The organism is Enterobacter sp. CPE_E890, from assembly GCF_046521475.1.
In the GTDB taxonomy this organism is placed as follows: Bacteria; Pseudomonadota; Gammaproteobacteria; order Enterobacterales; family Enterobacteriaceae; genus Enterobacter; species Enterobacter adelaidei.
The window spans coordinates 31373-47432 of sequence record NZ_JBKFZW010000005.1; the positions used below are offsets into that span (position 1 = coordinate 31373).

Consider the following 16060-nt stretch of genomic DNA (forward strand, 5'->3'; position numbering starts at 1 on the left):
TTTGGGTATGTTTTGGGTTTTAAGTGGGTTTGTTTGTCAAGTTTACCCCATTTCAACCATCAATCAATGATTATTTGTCTTGTTTTGGTGTTTTATTGGGTTGGGTATGGGTTGTTTTTGGGTTTTGTTTGGCGGGTAACAAAAGATGTCGCCGGGCTCCTCTTTTTACTGCGCCGGCTGACGCGGCGCGGCAGGAACGCTGCCTGTGGTCAGTGTCCCGCGTCCGGCCGGGCACGGGACGGGCGCTTTTACCGCTCCCGGCTGGCGTTGGTGACAGTGTACGCCAGCCCGTCGCCCTTTTCTGATGAACGCCCTTCAAGCCGCTTTCGCGGCATATCCTCGCCGTCAAAAAGACGACGGCTGCGGTATTCCACGGTCGGCCTGACCCGTTACCGGACGCGGTGAACAGCCCACAGGCAGCGGGGAACGGGCACCACAGGGGTGCCCTCCCGGTGCCCTCTGTAAGAGAAGGAGTGCTGTTATGTCCCGTTTTATCCTGGGTGACTGCGTGCGTGTTATGGCCACGTTTCCGGGCAATGCTGTCGATTTCATCCTCACCGACCCGCCGTATCTCGTCGGTTTCCGTGACCGTTCCGGGCGCACCATCGCCGGCGATAAAACCGATGAATGGCTGCAACCAGCCTGTAATGAAATGTACCGCGTACTCAAAAAAGACGCGTTAATGGTGAGCTTCTATGGCTGGAACCGCGTCGATCGCTTTATGGCCGCCTGGAAAAATGCGGGATTCAGCGTTGTTGGTCACCTGGTCTTCACCAAAAACTACACATCGAAGGCCGCATATGTGGGCTATCGCCACGAATGTGCCTACATCCTGGCAAAAGGCCGTCCACGTCTGCCACAAAACCCGCTGCCGGACGTGCTGGGCTGGAAATATTCGGGCAATCGCCATCACCCGACGGAAAAGCCCGTTACCAGCCTGCAACCGCTGATTGAGAGCTTCACACACCCGAACGCAATTGTGCTGGACCCGTTTGCAGGCAGCGGCTCAACCTGCGTCGCCGCCCTCCAGTCCGGACGCCGGTATATCGGTATCGAGCTGCTTGAGCAGTATCACCGTGCCGGGCAGCAACGCCTTGCCGCCGTGCAACGGGCCATGCAGCAGGGGGCCGCGAATGATGACTGGTTTATGCCGGAGGCTGCGTAAATGAACTATGCAGGACACGAAAAACTGCGCGCCGAAGTGGCGGAGGTGGCCAATGCCATGTGCGACCTGCGTACAACCATGAATGAGATGGAGCAGCGGTACAGCTTTAATGCCGACACCCTGCCGGAACGTCTGGTGCGTCAGACGCTGTTTCGCGCAAACCGCCTCCTGATGGAGGCATATACCGAAATTCTGGAACTGGAAGCGTGCTTTAAAGATTGAGAAGGAGACGAGAATGTACGGAACATGCGAAACGCTATGCCGGGAGCTGGCAGTAAAGTATCCGGGAGACATGCCGCTGATGCTGGTTATCTGGTCCCCGGAAGAGATTCAGGCACTGGCTGACGGTATGGAAATTTCTCTGACCGGTCATGAAATCAGGACCGTCCTGGCACGCCTGGAGGACATCCCGGAAGACCAGCGGATTGAGTCCGGTATTTCTTCCGCTGCGGTGATGGAGATTATCCGCAACGAGAGCGAAAACCGCCTGGTGACCGTCCCTGCTGAACTGCTGGCGTCCCTGATTCAGACCGCTGAACAGGCATTGTGGAAACGTGAATGGGCCGCCCGGGATCATGGCCTCGCCGTCCCGGAATGCGTCACCCGCCGTCAGGAGGTGGTTAATCAGGCCCGCACCCTGCTGAAAAACAACACACACGAAAACGACTGATGTTATCGCCGCCTGCCCTGCGGGCGGCGATACAGGGAGAACGCTTAATCATGAACGAAAACAGCACGCTGAACGCACTGATTTGTCGTCACGCCCGCAACCTGCTGCTGGCGCAGGGCTGGCCGGAAGAGACGGATGTTGACCAGCGTAACCCGAAGTATCCGGGCTGGATCAGCATTTATGTTCTGCTGGATGCGCCCCGGCTGGCGACGTTACTTATCAACCGTCACGGCGGCGTACTGCCGCCGCTCCTGGCCTCCGCCATTCAGAAACTGACCGGAACCGGGGCGGAACTGGTACTGTCCGGCAGTCAGTGGCAGTCGCTGCCGGTACTTCCGGCAGACGGAACGCAGGTGTCTTTCCCGTATGCCGGAGAATGGCTGACCGAAGACGAAATCAGGGCTGTACTTGCGGCGGTGCGCGATGCGGTACGCAGTGTCAGTTGCCGGGTGGCAGAAGATGCGCGGCGTATCCGGGCGGCGCTGACCACCACCGGTCAGACGTTGCTGACTCGCCAGACGCGCCGCTTTCGTCTGGTTGTGAAGGAAAGCGATCACCCCTGCTGGCTCGATGAAGATGACGAAAACCTGCCCGTGGTGCTCGATGCCATCGTGAACCGGGGAGCACGTTTTTCGTCGGTGGAAATGTACCTGGTCAGCGATTGTATTGAGCATATCCTGTCCAGTGGGCTGGCCTGCGATGTGCTGCGTATACCGGATGAACCGCCCCGCCGCTGGTTTGACCGTGGTGTTCTGCGGGAGGTGGTCCGGGAAGCCCGGGCCGAAATCCGCAGCATGGCGGATGCCCTGGCAAAAATCCGGAAATGATGACGTTGGCGGGGTAAATCCCCGCCTTTTTCCTGCCGGTCCCCGGACAGAGCACAAAGGAAGTCGCCGCCGGCTCCGCTTTACCCGGCCATGCGGGGCATGGCCTTGTGGGTTTTCAGTTATGTGGCCTCAGCGTCGTGTGCGGGCTGTGCCGTGCCTCCATCGTAGCCGGGCTGGCAGGGATGCAAGGGTACGCTTCGCCGCTGCGGTCACCCGGTCCCTCCTTCCCGTCTGCCGTGATTTTCCGGTCGTTCACCCGCTCAGATTTCGCGGTCTCACCCTCCAACTCCCGCCAGCCGTGTGCGTCAGGCTGCGGCTTCCCTTGCGCCCTGTGCATCCCCGCCTTATCGCCCGGCTTTTATGGAGGCACGGCACCGCCCGGTGTCGCGGAATATGTGAACAACGGAGGAAAACATCATGCAATATGCGAAACCTGTCACTCTGAACGTTGAAGAGTGCGACCGTCTCTCCTTTCTACCGTATCTGTTTGGCAACGATTTTCTGTATGCCGAGGCGTATGTGTACGCGCTGGCGCAAAAAATGATGCCGGAATATCAGGGAGGCTTCTGGCACTTCATCCGCCTGCCGGACGGTGGCGGTTACATGATGCCGGATGGCGACCGTTTCCACATGGTGAACGGTGCAAACTGGTTTGACCGTACCGTGAGTGCTGATGCCGCAGGCATCATTCTGACTTCCCTTGTGATTAACCGCCAGTTGTGGCTGTACCACGACAGCGGGGATGCAGGACTGACCCAGCTTTACCGGATGCGCGATGCGCAGTTGTGGCGTCACATCGAATTTCACCCCGAATGCAACGCGATTTACGCGGCACTGGACTGATTAACGGACGGGGCGGCAATGCCGCCCCTGTAAAGGAGACGAGAACATGTACTGTACTGTTAAAGAAATTATCCGCGAAGTGCTGGATACAGACGTGCCGGACAGTGAATGCGTTTTTGCCGTGGTGCTGACCCGTGGGGATGTGCGTCACATAGCCCAGGACTGGAGTCTGACAGACGATGAGCTGGAAACCGTCATGCAGCGACTGGACGATGCCTTTGCGCATGGTGCGGATGTCAGCATTGTTCACGACGTTGTTCGTGAGCTGATGGAAGAAAAGCGCGCCAGCCGTCAGGTGACAGTTCCGGCGGTGATGCTGGAAAAAGTGATGGCGCTGGCAGGCAGTGAAATGAAGCGCCTGTATGCCGTCGGGAGCGAGAACGGGGGCGACGGTGACGCATTCGTCAGGGAAGAACGCGAAGCAATGGACGTTGTGTTACAGGCGCTGGACGGGGAGCACATGTCATGAATATCAGCACAGAAACCCGCGAAATTCTGCGCAATTACAAAGCCGTGATTAATGCGCGGCGTCGTGAAATGGGGCAGAAACCGCTCACCACTGCGCAGATTGTTGATGAAATCTGCGATTTTGTGGCGAATCAGCAGGCTGTATTCCTCGGCGGTCACTACATCCTTCAGGGCAGCATAAACAGGTGATACAGGGGCAGGCGGTGGAGGCCGCCTGTCAGCCCGCGCGAAAACCCCTGGCAGGCTGACGCCTGCCGGAAGGGAAGCGGGCCACGCTGGCGCGTCGCCCGTTACCCTTCCCGTCTGTGATGTGTCTGACTCAGGAGTGTTTCTTTCTTATGTTATGGAACTGTTCCTGATGTTGTTGTTCCTTTATCTGCTGCTCTGATTCTGACTACTGCAGTGTTGTTCTGTCTGCCGGGCGCACCTTCGGCTCCCGGCTGCCTGGCGGCATCCGGTCGTCAGGCCCGACTCCGACAGGCAGCTGCTGGCGCACCTGCCAGTCTCCGCCGAACCCGCTGGCGCGGTTTCGGGCTGCCGCTACGGTCCGATGCGTGAAAACCCCTGGCTTGCAGCGACCGTTCCGGTCGCGCCGCCTCTGTCGCGCCGTGGCCTGCGCTCCCGGCATCCCGGCAAAAGGCCGCCGGGATGTAAGGGGCAACGCCGTTTCGCGCACGCGCTCTCCGTCGTTGCGGCGGGCCCCTGCTCATTGCCTGCCGGGTGCCACACACCCGTATGAGTCCCTGTCGCCGGGGGCATAGACAGCCACAACCTGCCGCACTGACTGTCCAGGGTAAATGAACAGCCCACAAAATTTTTTACCCAAAAACCGGTAAAAAATTTTGCGTTCTGCCCAGGACAGGTGCGTCAGGCCGTGGCAGTGATGCCCCTTGCGGCGAAGGTTCTCAAACGGGTGAAGTTCATACCACAGGGAATACAGCAGCAGGTTCCCGCGAAACGTCAAAACCGCGGCTCCCGAAACTCAACGGGTGATGTTCTTTAAAAATCAGGATTTATTTCAGGCTCCGGCAATACGCATTTATTTGTTCTGTCAGTCATCCGGCTGGCAGGTAATGAGAACGCAGGAACAGAAGGAGGAAAACACCGGAGAACGTCAGACGCAGATATGAAAAAAGCAGGCCGGGGAGGACCTGCTTAATCCACACCGCAAAAACTGTTCGAGCAGTTTCTGCGGTTCCATTCAACAGTCATAAGGAGTTTCATTTATGACGGTAAGTATTGTTTCACCTTCCGCAGCGGCTGTAAAGCCCCGCCGTCATCCCCGTTTCAGACGCGAAGACATCCCCGCGCCGGAAATTGACCCCGTGCTGAAAGCCTTCGGGCGACACATTGCCCGGAGTTTTCACCGGGGACGTGGTGTACACATCCCCGCCATGAAAAATACGGCTTTCGGGCAGGTGCTCCGCACACTCGAACTGAAACGCGCTTTTAACTGATGAGGTGAGCCGCCCCGCGAGGGGCGGCAACAGACGGAAGGAGAACATTTTATGACATTAGCTGCAATCACCATGACCGCCCCGGAAGCCGCCAGCCCTGTGCAGATGTACCGCGCGACCTACTCACCGGATGACAACAAACTGCGCCTGTATGCCGCGTCACGTCTTGACCCGGAGACGTATAAAAAAGTGCATGATGCCGGTTTCCGCTGGGCACCCAGACAGGCGCTGTTTGTCGCGCCAGCCTGGACACCGGGCCGGGAAGACGTGCTCCTCTCACTTGCCGGAGAGATTGAGGATGAAGACAGCACGCTCGCTGAACGTCAGGAAGCACGGGCGGAGCGGTTTACCGGATACAGCGGAAAGCGGGCCAGTGAATCCGCACAGGCACTTGATGAAGTGGAAAGACTGGCCGCGATGATCCCGCCCGGTCAGCCCATTCTTGTGGGGCATCACAGCGAACGCCGCGCCCGTCGTGATGCGCAGCGTATTGAAAACGGCATGAAACGTGCCGTGATGCTCTTTGAACGTGCGGAATACTGGGAAGAACGGGCGCGGTCGGCACTGCTTCACGCGAAGTATAAAGAACGCCCGGACGTTCGCTGGCGTCGTATCAAAAAAATCGAAGCTGATTTGCGCAAGGCTGAAAAGACCATCGCACAGTCGCAGAAATATCTGACGATGTGGCGGGCTGAATCGCTGGATCTGAATATGGCAAAACTCATCAGCAGTCATGACCATATCAGCGCCTGTTTCCCGCTGGATACGTATCCGCGCCCGGCAGAAAAAAGCCAGTATGAAGGGAGCCGGTCGTTATGGTCGGCCCTGGATGATGACATCATCACCACGGAGCAGGCCCGCGAAATTGCGATCCGCTGTCATGAACGGCAGATTCAGCATCAGCAACGCTGGGTTAACCACTATCAGAACCGCCTGATCTATGAGCGTGCCATGCTGGACGAAAGCGGCGGCGTGGTTACCCGGACACAGGATTTTGAGCCGGGCGGACAGGTTTTCAGCCGGGGCGAGTGGCTGACTATCATCCGCGTGAACAAAAGCAACGGGGCGGTGAGTTCAGTCACAACGCCAAATTACAGTTTTCTCGGGTACAGCGGCACGATGAAAGTGACGCCCGATCGCATCACGGACTACAAAGCACCATCGGCAGAAGAGGCTGCCGTCGCCAGTCAGGCCGCGAAGCGTCCGCCGGTAGTCAACTATCCGGGGGAAGGTTTCCGGGAAATGACAAAGGCGCAGTGGGCCGCCCTGCCCCGGGACTGTAAGGCCGTGCGCAGTGTGGAAGAAGCAGAAGACCACGGGGCATACCGCTACCGCCGCACAATGGACAATAATTTCCGTCTGGTGAATGTGTATATCACCGACATGAAAATCACGGAAATCCCACAGAAATAAGGTATATCCCCCCGGGAAATCCCCGGGGGATGACGGAGATAATGATATGCACAGTCAGTTAAGAGAACGTATCCGGCTGATGCGCGCAAGGCTGGATAACGCCGCGCCGGTTGCTGAAATCCGGGCTGAATCTCAGCTTTTTGTGAGTCCTGCCCCGATCTGTGATCGCCTGGTGACGCTGGCGGAAATCAGCAACCGTGATCACATTCTGGAACCCTCTGCCGGCACCGGGGCCATACTGCGGGCGATTCGGGATACCGCGCCGGAGGCCATGTGTGATGCGGTGGAGATTAACAGCGGGCTGGTCCGGTATCTGCGGGAAAATTTTAACGGTGTCAGGGTACAGTGTGGCGACTTCATGGAATGGCAGTCGGTGCAGTATTACAGCCGGATCATTATGAATCCGCCGTTCAGTCACGGGCAGGATATCCGGCATATCCTGCGGGCTTTTTCCCTGTTGCGTCCGGGGGGCGTTCTGGTTGCCGTCTGTCTCAACGGGCCACGCCAGCAGGAGAAGCTGTTACCGTTTTCTGACGTCCGCGAGGAGCTGCCGCGCGGCACGTTTGCTTATACCGATGTCCCGACGATGATTATTCGTTTGCGTGCCTGATGACACAGGGCTGGCGGGAGGATAAATGCCCGTCTGTCCGCGCCGGGAAAAAACCGCGCGCCGGTGGCGCTGAAAGGGGCCGCGCTCACGCGCCGCCCCTTTCATTACGCGGACGTTCTGATGGGGGCTTCTGTCTTTTCAGACCTGTCATTTGTCTGTTACTGATGATGTTGTTGTTCCTGCTACTGCTACTGCTACTGCTACTGCTACTGCTACTGCTACTGCTACTGTTCTTCTTTTTTCTACTGCCCTGATTATTGTCTGTTTTGTTGTTCTCCTGCTTATGCCTTTTCCGGGCGTCCCCCTGGCGGGGCGGGCTGTCGTGAACGGAGCCAGCGAAGCTGTCTCCGCCCTGGCGGGCTTCCATCCCTGACGCAAAAACCCGGGTTTGCAGCGACCGGAACGGTCGCGCCACCCTTGTCGCGCCGTGGCCTGCGCTCCCGGCATCCCGGCAAAAGACGCCGGGATGTAAGGAGCAACGCCGTTTCGCAAACCGCGCTTCACGTCGTTGCGGCGGGTCCCTGCCCGTTGTTCTGTCCGGTGCCATTCACCTGTTTAAGCCCCTGTCGCCGGGGGCATAGACAGCCACAACCTGCCGCACTGACTGTCCAGGGTAAATGAACAGCCCACAAAATTTTTTACCCAAAACCCGGTAAAAAATTTTGCGTTCTGCCCAGGACAGGTGCGTCAGGCCGTGGCAGTGATGCCCCTTGCGGCGAAGGTTCTCAAACAGGTGATGGTGAATACCGGAGGGAACAAAAGGCAGGTCCCCGCAAAACGTCAAAACCGCGGCTCCCGAAACTCAACAGATGATGGGGGCTGAAAACATCAACAGAAGGAGACACATCATGGCAGTTCGTGGCATTAACAAGGTCATTCTTGTCGGTCGTCTGGGAAAAGATCCGGAAGTCCGTTACATCCCCAACGGGGGCGCAGTGGCAAACCTGCAGGTGGCCACGTCAGAAACCTGGCGCGACAAACAGACGGGGGAAATGAAGGAGCAGACGGAATGGCACCGCGTGGTGCTGTTCGGCAAGCTCGCGGAAGTGGCAGGTGAATATCTGCGTAAGGGGGCGCAGGTCTACATTGAAGGCCAGCTTCGCACCCGTAGCTGGGAAGATAACGGTATTACCCGTTACGTCACCGAAATCCTTGTTAAAACCACGGGCACCATGCAGATGCTGGGGAGTGCACCACAGCAGAACGCTCAGGTGCAACCGCAGCCTCAGCAGAATGGTCAGTCACAGAGTGCTGACGCGACGAAAAAAGGGAGCGCGAAAACGAAAGGCCGTGGACGTAAGGCTGCGCAGCCGGAGCCTCAGCCGCAACCACCGGAGGGGGAGGATTACGGGTTTTCAGACGATATCCCGTTCTGACTGGCCTGACTGTGATAACCGCCCCGTCCTGCGCGGGGCATCACCGGAGATATGAGGATGAGCGAATATTTCAGAATACTTCAGGGACTGCCTGACGGTCCTTTTACCCGCAAACAGGCCGAAGCCGTTGCCGCACAGTACCGGAACGTCTTTATCGAGGATGACCACGGCGAACAGTTTCGCCTGGTTGTCCGTAATAACGGAACAATGGTCTGGCGTACCTGGAATTTTGAGGACGGTGCCGGGTACTGGATGAACCATGTCATCCGTGATTTCGGGATCCTTAAGTAAGAGAGGTGCCGGACGGGGATCACGTCCGGCAGACATTAACTACACAATAAGGGGATAGTCATGTCAGTAACAAAGTCTGAACCAAAATCTACCCGTAAAGCAAGCCGTAAACCTGCAAAAACGCAGGAAACTGTCCTGTCTGCCCTGCTGGCGCAGACGGAGGAAGTGAGCGTGCCGCTGGCCTCGCTGATTAAGTCACCACTGAATGTGCGCACGGTGCCGTATTCTGCGGAGTCCGTCAGCGAACTGGCTGATTCCATTAAGGGGGTCGGCCTGCTGCAGAATCTGGTTGTTCATGCCCTGCCAGGTGACCGCCACGGTGTCGCCGCAGGTGGTCGCCGACTGGCAGCACTCAACATGCTGGCAGAGCGTGGCATCATTCCGGCTGACTGGCCTGTCCGCGTGAAAATTATTTCGCAGGAACTGGCGACGGCCGCATCGATGACCGAGAACGGTCATCGTCGGGATATGCACCCAGCCGAACAGATTGCCGGATTCTGTGCAATGGCGCAGGAAGGCAAAACACCTGCACAAATCGGTGATTTGCTGGGCTATTCACCCCGCCACGTTCAGCGAATGCTGAAACTGGCTGACCTTGCGCCTGTCATCCTCGATGCGCTGGCAGAAGACCTCATCACCACCGAGCACTGTCAGGCGCTGGCGCTGGAGAACGACACCGCGCGTCAGGTGCAGGTGTTTGAAGCCGCCTGTCAGTCGGGATGGGGCGGTAAACCGGAAGTACAGACCATTCGTCGTCTGGTGACCGAAAGTGAAGTGGCGGTGGCAGGGAACAGTAAATTCCGCTTCGTGGGGGCTGATGCCTTCTCGCCAGATGAACTGCGCACTGACCTGTTCAGCGACGACGAGGGTGGCTATGTGGACTGCGTGGCGCTCGATGCCGCCCTGCTGGAAAAACTCCAGGCTGTTGCTGAACACCTTCGGGAAGCCGAAGGCTGGGGATGGTGCGCCGGACGCATGGAGCCTGTCGGTGAGTGCCGTGAGGATGCCGGAACATACCGCTGTCTGCCGGAGCCGGAAGCGGTGCTGACGGAGGCGGAAGAAGAACGTCTGAACGAACTGATGACGCGTTACGACGCGCTGGAAAACCAGTGTGAGGAATCTGACCTGCTGGAAGCAGAAATGAAGCTGATGCGCTGCATGGCGAAGGTCAGGGCGTGGACGCCGGAGATGCGTGCCGGAAGCGGTGTGGTGGTGTCCTGGCGTTATGGCAACGTGTGTGTCCAGCGTGGTGTGCAGTTGCGCAGCGAGGATGATGCGGCTGACGACGCTGACCGCACGGAACAGGTGCAGGAGAAAGCGCCCGTGGAGGAAATCAGTCTGCCACTGCTGACGAAAATGTCTTCCGAACGCACGCTGGCAGTCCAGGCAGCACTGATGCAGCAACCGGACAAATCTCTGGCACTGCTGGCATGGACGCTCTGCCCTGATGAATCCCCTAATGATTTTTACCAAAATCATTAGGGGATTCATCAGCGCTCTGCCTGAATGTGTTTGGCAGCGGAGCGTACAGTAAACCAGCACAAATCAGCCTGGAATGTAAACATTATTCGCTGACCAGCGATGCGCCATCGGGGAAGGACGGTGCCGCATTCCTGGCGCTGATGGCAGAAAAAGCCCGTCTTGCAGCCCTGTTACCGGAGGGATGGTCACGGGATATGACGACATTCCTGTCACTCAGCCAGGAGGTACTGTTATCCCTGCTCAGTTTCTGCACCGCGTGCAGCATCCACGGCGTTCAGACCCGCGAGCATGGTCACACGTCACGCAGTCCGCTGGACTCGCTGGAGAGCGCTATCGGATTCCACATGCGCGACTGGTGGCAGCCGACGAAAGCAAACTTCTTCGGACACCTGCAAAAGCCGCAGATTATCGATGCCCTGAATGATGCCGGACTGTCCGGTGCTGCGCGGGACGCGGAGAAAATGAAGAAAGGCGATGCCGCTGAACATGCAGAGTTCCACATGAAAGACAACCGCTGGGTGCCTGGCTGGATGTGTACACCACGTCCACAGGCAGAGACGGAAACCACGGAGTACCGTGACGACCAGGCAGAAGCCGCCTGACCGCCAGTCATAAACCATTTATCACGCCGCCCTGCCGGAGACGGGGCGGCAGCAAGGGAGATACCGTGATGAAAACTGAACTGACCCTGAATGTATTACAGACCATGAGCGCACAGGAATATGAAGATATCCGGGCTGCCGGAAGTGATGAACGTCGTGAACTCACACATGCCGTGATGCGGGAGCTGGATGCGCCGGATAACTGGACGATGAACGGCGAGTATGGCAGCGAGTTCGGCGGCTTTTTCCCCGTCCAGGTCCGTTTCACGCCTGCCCACGAACGTTTTCACCTGGCGTTATGTTCACCGGGCGATGTCTCTCAGGTCTGGGTGCTGGTTCTGGTGAATGCCGGTGGTGAGCCGTTTGCGGTGGTTCAGGTACAGCGGCGGTTTGCACCGGAAGCCGTCAGCCATTCACTGGCACTGGCGGCGTCACTGGACGCGCAGGGGTACAGCGTCAGTGACATCATCCATATCCTGATGGCGGAAGGAGGTCAGGCATGAGCGCACGTTCACAGGCACTGGTTCCCCTCAGCGCAGAGCAACAGGCCGCATGGCGGGCGGTGGCGGAGACAGAAAAACGCCGCCACCAGGGAAACACGCTGGCGGAATATCCGTATGCGGGGGCGTTTTTCCGCTGTCTGAACGGAAGCCGCAGGATATCGCTGTCTGACCTGCGATTTTTCATGCCGTCCCTGACCGCAGAAGAACTGCGCGGCAACCGTTCTCAGTGGCTGTATGCCGTCGATGTGCTGATTGAAACTCAGGGCGAGGTCTGCCTTCTTCCCCTTCCCGGCGATGCAGCAGAGCGGCTGTTCCCGTCGGTGCGGTTCCGTGTCAGGGAGCGCAGTCGCCACAAATCCGCACTGGTCATGCAAAAGTACAGCCGCCAGCAGGCGAGGGAGGCAGAGCAGAAAGCCCGTGCGTACCAGGCGCTGGTCGCTCAGGCTGAAATCGAACTGGCATTCCATTCGCCGGAAACAGTCGGAAGCTGGCATGCACGCTGGAGTGACCGGGTGGCAGAGCATGACCTGGAAACCCTGTTCTGGCAGTGGGGTGAGCGTTTTCCGTCACTGGCCGGAATGGAACGCTGGCAGTGGCAGGATATGCCGTTCTGGCAGGTTATTGCGGAAGCCAGTCTTGCAGCAAGAGAGGCCGGTCACGCTGTCCGTGAGATGGAGCGGTGGATGGTGCCGAACAAACTCCGGGAGGCGGCGTGATGCGGCAACAATCACACAGATTACCCGTAAACAGCCTGAATGAGCGGGTTATTTTCAGGAAAAGTGAGTGTGGTCAGCGTGCAGGTATATGGGCTATGATGTGCCCGGCGCTTGAGGCTTTCTGCCTCATGACGTGAAGGTGGTTTGTTACCGTGTTGTGTGGCAGAAAGAAGATAGCCCCGTAGTAAGTTAATTTTCATTAACCACCACGAGGCATCCCTATGTCTAGTCCACATCAGGATAGCCTCTTACCGCGCTTTGCGCAAGGAGAAGAAGGCCATGAAACTACCACGAAGTTCCCTTGTCTGGTGTGTGTTGATCGTGTGTCTCACACTGTTGATATTCACTTATCTGACACGAAAATCGCTGTGCGAGATTCGTTACAGAGACGGACACAGGGAGGTGGCGGCTTTCATGGCTTACGAATCCGGTAAGTAGCAACCTGGAGGCGGGCGCAGGCCCGCCTTTTCAGGGCTGATGCTGGTCTGACTGCACTGAAGCGCCTTTATAAAGGGGCTGCTGGTTCGCCGGTGGCCCCTTTCTCCTTGCTGGCATTGTACGGGCATGAACAACCAGACTGCCAGGAAGGCCGTTTCCCTCCGGGAACGGGGATGAACGTGCGCCTGCGGCGCCCGTTCTTTTCCCCCGCCTTCTCTGTTTATGACTTACCAGAAATCACATCACCTTCCCTTTGATTATTCTCTTTTTCCGTAAGCGTAAACTGACCGCCGTATGTAGCCATCAGACGAGAATTGGTAACTTAGACGCCCATCTGATATAGACGGACATCTAAGTATGGAATTACAGGACTGGCGAAAAGAACCTCGTAAAAACTATTCGAATGAATTCAAACTTCGTATGGTGGAACTGGCATCACAACCTGGAGCTTGTGTTGCACAGATTGCACGTGAAAATGGCGTCAATGATAATGTTATTTTCAAATGGCTCAGGCTCTGGCAGAACGAAGGGCGTGTTTCGCGGCGTCTTCCGGTAACGACCTCTTCTGACACTGGCGTTGAATTATTACCTGTAGAAATAACGCCGGATGAGCAGAAAGAACCTGTGGCGGCCATTGCGCCGTCTTTATCCACTTCCACTCAGACCAGAGTCAGTGCCAGTTCCTGCAAGGTGGAATTCCGTCACGGTAACATGACGCTGGAAAATCCATCGCCAGAGCTGCTCACAGTGTTGATCCGTGAACTGACCGGGAGGGGAAGATGATCTCACTCCCATCAGGTACCCGTATCTGGCTCGTTGCCGGCGTTACCGATATGCGTAAATCCTTCAACGGACTGGGAGAACAGGTACAACATGTGCTGAATGATAATCCCTTCTCCGGTCACCTGTTTATCTTCCGTGGCCGACGGGGTGACACCGTCAAAATTCTTTGGGCTGATGCTGATGGTCTGTGCCTGTTCACCAAACGCCTGGAGGAAGGCCAGTTTATCTGGCCTGCGGTACGTGACGGCAAGGTATCCATTACCCGCTCGCAACTGGCAATGCTCCTCGATAAGCTGGACTGGCGTCAGCCAAAAACATCCAGCCGTAACTCACTGACAATGTTGTAAAAAACTCCTGACCGCATTATAAAAACGGTCATGAGTCAGAAATACCTCATTCGCATCGCAGAGCTGGAAAGGTTGCTCTCTGAGCAGGCTGAAGCCCTCCGTCAGAAAGACCAGCAACTGAGTCTGGTTGAAGAGACGGAAGCCTTCCTGCGCTCTGCACTGACACGTGCCGAAGAAAAGATCGAAGAAGATGAACGGGAAATAGAACATCTGCGGGCTCAGATAGAAAAACTGCGCCGGATGCTGTTCGGTACCCGTTCTGAAAAACTGCGTCGTGAAGTTGAACTGGCTGAGGCTCTGCTGAAACAACGTGAACAGGACAGCGATCGTTACAGTGGGCGGGAAGACGATCCTCAGGTTCCCCGCCAGTTGCGACAGTCGCGCCATCGTCGTCCGTTACCGGCACACCTTCCCCGTGAAATACACCGCCTGGAGCCAGAAGAAAGCTGTTGCCCGGAGTGTGGCGGTAAGCTGGATTATCTGGGGGAAGTCAGCGCTGAACAGCTGGAACTGGTGAGCAGTGCCCTGAAAGTGATCCGCACAGAACGGGTAAAAAAAGCCTGTACAAAATGTGACTGTATTGTTGAAGCACCGGCGCCGTCCCGCCCGATAGAGCGTGGTATCGCGGGCCCCGGATTACTTGCCCGCGTGTTAACGGGAAAATACTGCGAACATCTGCCACTGTATCGTCAGAGTGAAATCTTTGCCCGCCAGGGTGTCGAACTGAGCCGGGCCTTACTCTCCAACTGGGTTGACGCGTGCTGCCAGTTAATGACACCGGTGAATGATGCCCTGTACCGTTATGTAATGAACACCCGCAAGATTCACACTGATGACACACCGGTAAAGGTACTGGCACCGGGTCAGAAAAAGGCGAAAACAGGGCGTATCTGGACGTATGTCCGGGATGATCGCAATGTGGGTTCGTCATCTCCTCCAGCGGTCTGGTTCGCGTACTCGCCGAACCGGCAGGGGAAACACCCGGAGCAACACCTCCGCCCCTTCCGGGGTATCCTGCAGGCGGATGCGTTCACAGGTTACGACAGGTTGTTCAGTGCAGAACGTGAAGGTGGTGCACTGACAGAAGTTGCGTGCTGGGCCCATGCCCGGCGAAAAATCCACGATGTATACATCAGCAGCAAAAGTGCGACGGCAGAAGAAGCACTGAAGCGAATCAGTGAACTGTACGCCATCGAGGATGAAATACGGGGATTACCGGAGTCAGAGCGTCTTGCCGTCAGGCAGCAGCGAAGCAAAGTGTTACTGACGTCGCTGCATGAATGGATGGTGGAGAAGAATGGTACGCTGTCGAAAAAATCCAGACTGGGCGAAGCGTTCAGCTATGTACTGAATCAGTGGGATGCCCTCTGTTATTACAGTGATGACGGTCTGGCGGAGGCGGATAATAATGCTGCGGAAAGAGCGCTTCGTGCAGTCTGTCTCGGAAAGAAAAACTTTATGTTCTTTGGCAGCGATCACGGCGGCGAGCGTGGAGCACTGTTGTACGGGCTGATCGGCACCTGCCGTCTGAACGGTATCGATCCGGAAGCGTATCTGCGCCATATCCTGAGCGTACTGCCGGAATGGCCTTCCAACCGAGTTGATGAACTCCTGCCATGGAACGTAGTACTCACCAATAAATAAGCGTCAATACGGTGCTCCGTTGACGCTTACCTTTTTCCTCCTGCTCTGACTCTGATTACTGCTCTGACTCTGATTACTGCTGCCCTGATTATTGTCTGTTTTGTTGTTCTCCTGCTTATGCCTTTTCCGGGCGTCCCCCTGGCGGGGCGGGCTGTCGTGAACGGAGCCAGCGAAGCTGTCTCCGCCCTGGCGGGCTTCCATCCCTGACGCAAAAACCCGGGTTTGCAGCGACCGGAACGGTCGCGCCACCCTTGTCGCGCCGTGGCCTGCGCTCCCGGCATCCCGGCAAAAGACGCCGGGATGTAAGGAGCAACGCCGTTTCGCAAACCGCGCTTCACGTCGTTGCGGCGGGTCCCTGCCCGTTGTTCTGTCCGGTGCCATTCACCTGTTTAAGCCCCTGTCGCCGGGGGCATAGACAGCCACAA

The 16060-nt window shown here is 57.1% G+C and carries 20 protein-coding genes and 5 pseudogenes; 22 read left to right on the top strand and 3 right to left on the bottom strand.

Features of this window, described 5'->3' with window-relative positions:
* Positions 1 to 70: 70 nt before the first annotated feature.
* On the bottom strand, positions 71 to 277 hold the full coding sequence (locus ACLHV9_RS26980; RefSeq protein ID WP_306173356.1) for a hypothetical protein: 207 nt from the start codon (positions 275 to 277) through the stop codon (positions 71 to 73).
* Here ACLHV9_RS26980 and ACLHV9_RS26985 point away from each other — a divergent pair.
* The 11 genes from ACLHV9_RS26985 (at position 178) to ACLHV9_RS27035 (ending at position 7453) form a co-directional block, all read left to right on the top strand.
* Positions 178 to 405: a hypothetical protein gene (locus ACLHV9_RS26985; RefSeq protein ID WP_170942586.1), complete on the top strand. Its 228-nt coding sequence runs from the start codon at positions 178 to 180 to the stop codon at positions 403 to 405. The two genes, ACLHV9_RS26980 and ACLHV9_RS26985, sit on opposite strands and share 100 nt — an antisense overlap.
* A gap of 76 nt (positions 406 to 481) precedes the next feature.
* On the top strand, positions 482 to 1165 hold the full coding sequence (locus ACLHV9_RS26990; protein ID WP_000085883.1) for a DNA methylase: 684 nt from the start codon (positions 482 to 484) through the stop codon (positions 1163 to 1165).
* On the top strand, positions 1166 to 1387 hold the full coding sequence (locus tag ACLHV9_RS26995; protein WP_001104881.1) for a hypothetical protein: 222 nt from the start codon (positions 1166 to 1168) through the stop codon (positions 1385 to 1387).
* A gap of 13 nt (positions 1388 to 1400) precedes the next feature.
* Positions 1401 to 1835 (top strand): DUF1380 family protein, encoded by a 435-nt coding sequence (locus tag ACLHV9_RS27000; RefSeq protein WP_000274503.1) that lies wholly within the window; start codon positions 1401 to 1403, stop codon positions 1833 to 1835.
* Between the two features lie 50 nt (positions 1836 to 1885).
* On the top strand, positions 1886 to 2662 hold the full coding sequence (locus ACLHV9_RS27005) for a hypothetical protein (RefSeq protein WP_001383963.1): 777 nt from the start codon (positions 1886 to 1888) through the stop codon (positions 2660 to 2662).
* Positions 2663 to 3079: 417 nt separating this feature from the next.
* Positions 3080 to 3505: an antirestriction protein gene (locus ACLHV9_RS27010; RefSeq protein WP_001198928.1), complete on the top strand. Its 426-nt coding sequence runs from the start codon at positions 3080 to 3082 to the stop codon at positions 3503 to 3505.
* A 46-nt stretch (positions 3506 to 3551) separates the two neighbouring features.
* Positions 3552 to 3974, top strand: coding sequence for a DUF1380 family protein (locus tag ACLHV9_RS27015; RefSeq protein WP_001763816.1), 423 nt, complete (start codon positions 3552 to 3554; stop codon positions 3972 to 3974).
* Complete coding sequence (locus ACLHV9_RS27020) at positions 3971 to 4162, top strand: hypothetical protein (RefSeq protein WP_001027493.1); 192 nt, start codon at positions 3971 to 3973, stop codon at positions 4160 to 4162. The genes ACLHV9_RS27015 and ACLHV9_RS27020 overlap by 4 nt, the downstream gene beginning before the upstream one ends.
* A 1037-nt stretch (positions 4163 to 5199) precedes the next feature.
* Positions 5200 to 5430 carry a hypothetical protein gene (locus ACLHV9_RS27025; RefSeq protein WP_000218642.1) on the top strand — a complete coding sequence of 77 codons (231 nt, stop codon included), beginning with the start codon at positions 5200 to 5202 and terminating at the stop codon, positions 5428 to 5430.
* Positions 5431 to 5481: 51 nt separating this feature from the next.
* A complete protein-coding gene (locus ACLHV9_RS27030; protein WP_000170695.1) occupies positions 5482 to 6843 on the top strand; it encodes a DUF3560 domain-containing protein in 1362 nt (453 codons plus the stop codon).
* 46 nt (positions 6844 to 6889) lie between these two features.
* Positions 6890 to 7453, top strand: coding sequence for a class I SAM-dependent methyltransferase (locus ACLHV9_RS27035; protein ID WP_001298559.1), 564 nt, complete (start codon positions 6890 to 6892; stop codon positions 7451 to 7453).
* Positions 7454 to 7538: 85 nt separating this feature from the next.
* On the opposite strand, the pseudogene ACLHV9_RS27040 reads toward ACLHV9_RS27035, so the two are convergent.
* Positions 7539 to 8000, bottom strand: a pseudogene (locus ACLHV9_RS27040) (hypothetical protein).
* Positions 8001 to 8070: 70 nt separating this feature from the next.
* Between ACLHV9_RS27040 and ACLHV9_RS27045 the strand changes: the two are divergent.
* The 11 genes and pseudogenes from ACLHV9_RS27045 to ACLHV9_RS27095 all read left to right on the top strand — a co-directional run bounded on the left by ACLHV9_RS27045 (position 8071) and on the right by ACLHV9_RS27095 (position 15635).
* A pseudogene (locus ACLHV9_RS27045) lies at positions 8071 to 8276 on the top strand (single-stranded DNA-binding protein).
* Between the two features lie 25 nt (positions 8277 to 8301).
* A complete protein-coding gene (locus tag ACLHV9_RS27050; RefSeq protein ID WP_000290834.1) occupies positions 8302 to 8829 on the top strand; it encodes a single-stranded DNA-binding protein in 528 nt (175 codons plus the stop codon).
* 57 nt (positions 8830 to 8886) lie between these two features.
* Positions 8887 to 9120, top strand: coding sequence for a DUF905 family protein (locus ACLHV9_RS27055; protein ID WP_000006003.1), 234 nt, complete (start codon positions 8887 to 8889; stop codon positions 9118 to 9120).
* A gap of 60 nt (positions 9121 to 9180) precedes the next feature.
* Positions 9181 to 11204: pseudogene (locus ACLHV9_RS27060) on the top strand (ParB/RepB/Spo0J family partition protein).
* 68 nt (positions 11205 to 11272) lie between these two features.
* Positions 11273 to 11707 carry a conjugation system SOS inhibitor PsiB gene (gene psiB, locus ACLHV9_RS27065; RefSeq protein ID WP_000845953.1) on the top strand — a complete coding sequence of 145 codons (435 nt, stop codon included), beginning with the start codon at positions 11273 to 11275 and terminating at the stop codon, positions 11705 to 11707.
* A complete protein-coding gene (locus ACLHV9_RS27070; protein ID WP_001276217.1) occupies positions 11704 to 12423 on the top strand; it encodes a plasmid SOS inhibition protein A in 720 nt (239 codons plus the stop codon). Before psiB ends, ACLHV9_RS27070 begins: the two co-directional genes overlap by 4 nt.
* A 221-nt stretch (positions 12424 to 12644) precedes the next feature.
* Positions 12645 to 12794: pseudogene (gene mok / locus ACLHV9_RS27075) on the top strand (plasmid maintenance protein Mok); the annotation flags it as partial.
* Positions 12736 to 12861, top strand: coding sequence for a type I toxin-antitoxin system Hok family toxin (locus ACLHV9_RS27080; RefSeq protein ID WP_001372321.1), 126 nt, complete (start codon positions 12736 to 12738; stop codon positions 12859 to 12861). The pseudogene mok and the gene ACLHV9_RS27080, both read left to right, overlap by 59 nt.
* A gap of 357 nt (positions 12862 to 13218) precedes the next feature.
* Positions 13219 to 13644: an IS66-like element accessory protein TnpA gene (tnpA, locus tag ACLHV9_RS27085; RefSeq protein WP_000422741.1), complete on the top strand. Its 426-nt coding sequence runs from the start codon at positions 13219 to 13221 to the stop codon at positions 13642 to 13644.
* Positions 13641 to 13991 carry an IS66 family insertion sequence element accessory protein TnpB gene (gene tnpB / locus ACLHV9_RS27090; protein WP_000624722.1) on the top strand — a complete coding sequence of 117 codons (351 nt, stop codon included), beginning with the start codon at positions 13641 to 13643 and terminating at the stop codon, positions 13989 to 13991. Before tnpA ends, tnpB begins: the two co-directional genes overlap by 4 nt.
* A gap of 30 nt (positions 13992 to 14021) precedes the next feature.
* Entirely contained in the window at positions 14022 to 15635 is a 1614-nt protein-coding gene (locus ACLHV9_RS27095; RefSeq protein WP_000080200.1) for an IS66-like element ISEc23 family transposase, read from the top strand.
* A 42-nt stretch (positions 15636 to 15677) separates the two neighbouring features.
* Here the strand turns inward: ACLHV9_RS27095 and ACLHV9_RS27100 are convergent.
* Positions 15678 to 16016: pseudogene (locus ACLHV9_RS27100) on the bottom strand (hypothetical protein); the annotation flags it as partial.
* Positions 16017 to 16060: the final 44 nt, after the last annotated feature.

What these genes read in the sequence shown, in the direction of transcription:
- ACLHV9_RS26990 (WP_000085883.1), top strand. Translation starts at nt 482, where the DNA reads ATGTCCCGTTTTATCCTGGGTGACTGCGTGCGTGTTATGGCCACGTTT.
- ACLHV9_RS26995 (WP_001104881.1), top strand. Translation starts at nt 1,166, where the DNA reads ATGAACTATGCAGGACACGAAAAACTGCGCGCCGAAGTGGCGGAGGTG.
- ACLHV9_RS27000 (WP_000274503.1), top strand. Translation starts at nt 1,401, where the DNA reads ATGTACGGAACATGCGAAACGCTATGCCGGGAGCTGGCAGTAAAGTAT.
- ACLHV9_RS27005 (WP_001383963.1), top strand. Translation starts at nt 1,886, where the DNA reads ATGAACGAAAACAGCACGCTGAACGCACTGATTTGTCGTCACGCCCGC.
- ACLHV9_RS27010 (WP_001198928.1), top strand. Translation starts at nt 3,080, where the DNA reads ATGCAATATGCGAAACCTGTCACTCTGAACGTTGAAGAGTGCGACCGT.
- ACLHV9_RS27015 (WP_001763816.1), top strand. Translation starts at nt 3,552, where the DNA reads ATGTACTGTACTGTTAAAGAAATTATCCGCGAAGTGCTGGATACAGAC.
- ACLHV9_RS27020 (WP_001027493.1), top strand. Translation starts at nt 3,971, where the DNA reads ATGAATATCAGCACAGAAACCCGCGAAATTCTGCGCAATTACAAAGCC.
- ACLHV9_RS27025 (WP_000218642.1), top strand. Translation starts at nt 5,200, where the DNA reads ATGACGGTAAGTATTGTTTCACCTTCCGCAGCGGCTGTAAAGCCCCGC.
- ACLHV9_RS27030 (WP_000170695.1), top strand. Translation starts at nt 5,482, where the DNA reads ATGACATTAGCTGCAATCACCATGACCGCCCCGGAAGCCGCCAGCCCT.
- ACLHV9_RS27035 (WP_001298559.1), top strand. Translation starts at nt 6,890, where the DNA reads ATGCACAGTCAGTTAAGAGAACGTATCCGGCTGATGCGCGCAAGGCTG.
- ACLHV9_RS27050 (WP_000290834.1), top strand. Translation starts at nt 8,302, where the DNA reads ATGGCAGTTCGTGGCATTAACAAGGTCATTCTTGTCGGTCGTCTGGGA.
- ACLHV9_RS27055 (WP_000006003.1), top strand. Translation starts at nt 8,887, where the DNA reads ATGAGCGAATATTTCAGAATACTTCAGGGACTGCCTGACGGTCCTTTT.
- psiB (WP_000845953.1), top strand. Translation starts at nt 11,273, where the DNA reads ATGAAAACTGAACTGACCCTGAATGTATTACAGACCATGAGCGCACAG.
- ACLHV9_RS27070 (WP_001276217.1), top strand. Translation starts at nt 11,704, where the DNA reads ATGAGCGCACGTTCACAGGCACTGGTTCCCCTCAGCGCAGAGCAACAG.
- tnpA (WP_000422741.1), top strand. Translation starts at nt 13,219, where the DNA reads ATGGAATTACAGGACTGGCGAAAAGAACCTCGTAAAAACTATTCGAAT.
- tnpB (WP_000624722.1), top strand. Translation starts at nt 13,641, where the DNA reads ATGATCTCACTCCCATCAGGTACCCGTATCTGGCTCGTTGCCGGCGTT.
- ACLHV9_RS27095 (WP_000080200.1), top strand. Translation starts at nt 14,022, where the DNA reads ATGAGTCAGAAATACCTCATTCGCATCGCAGAGCTGGAAAGGTTGCTC.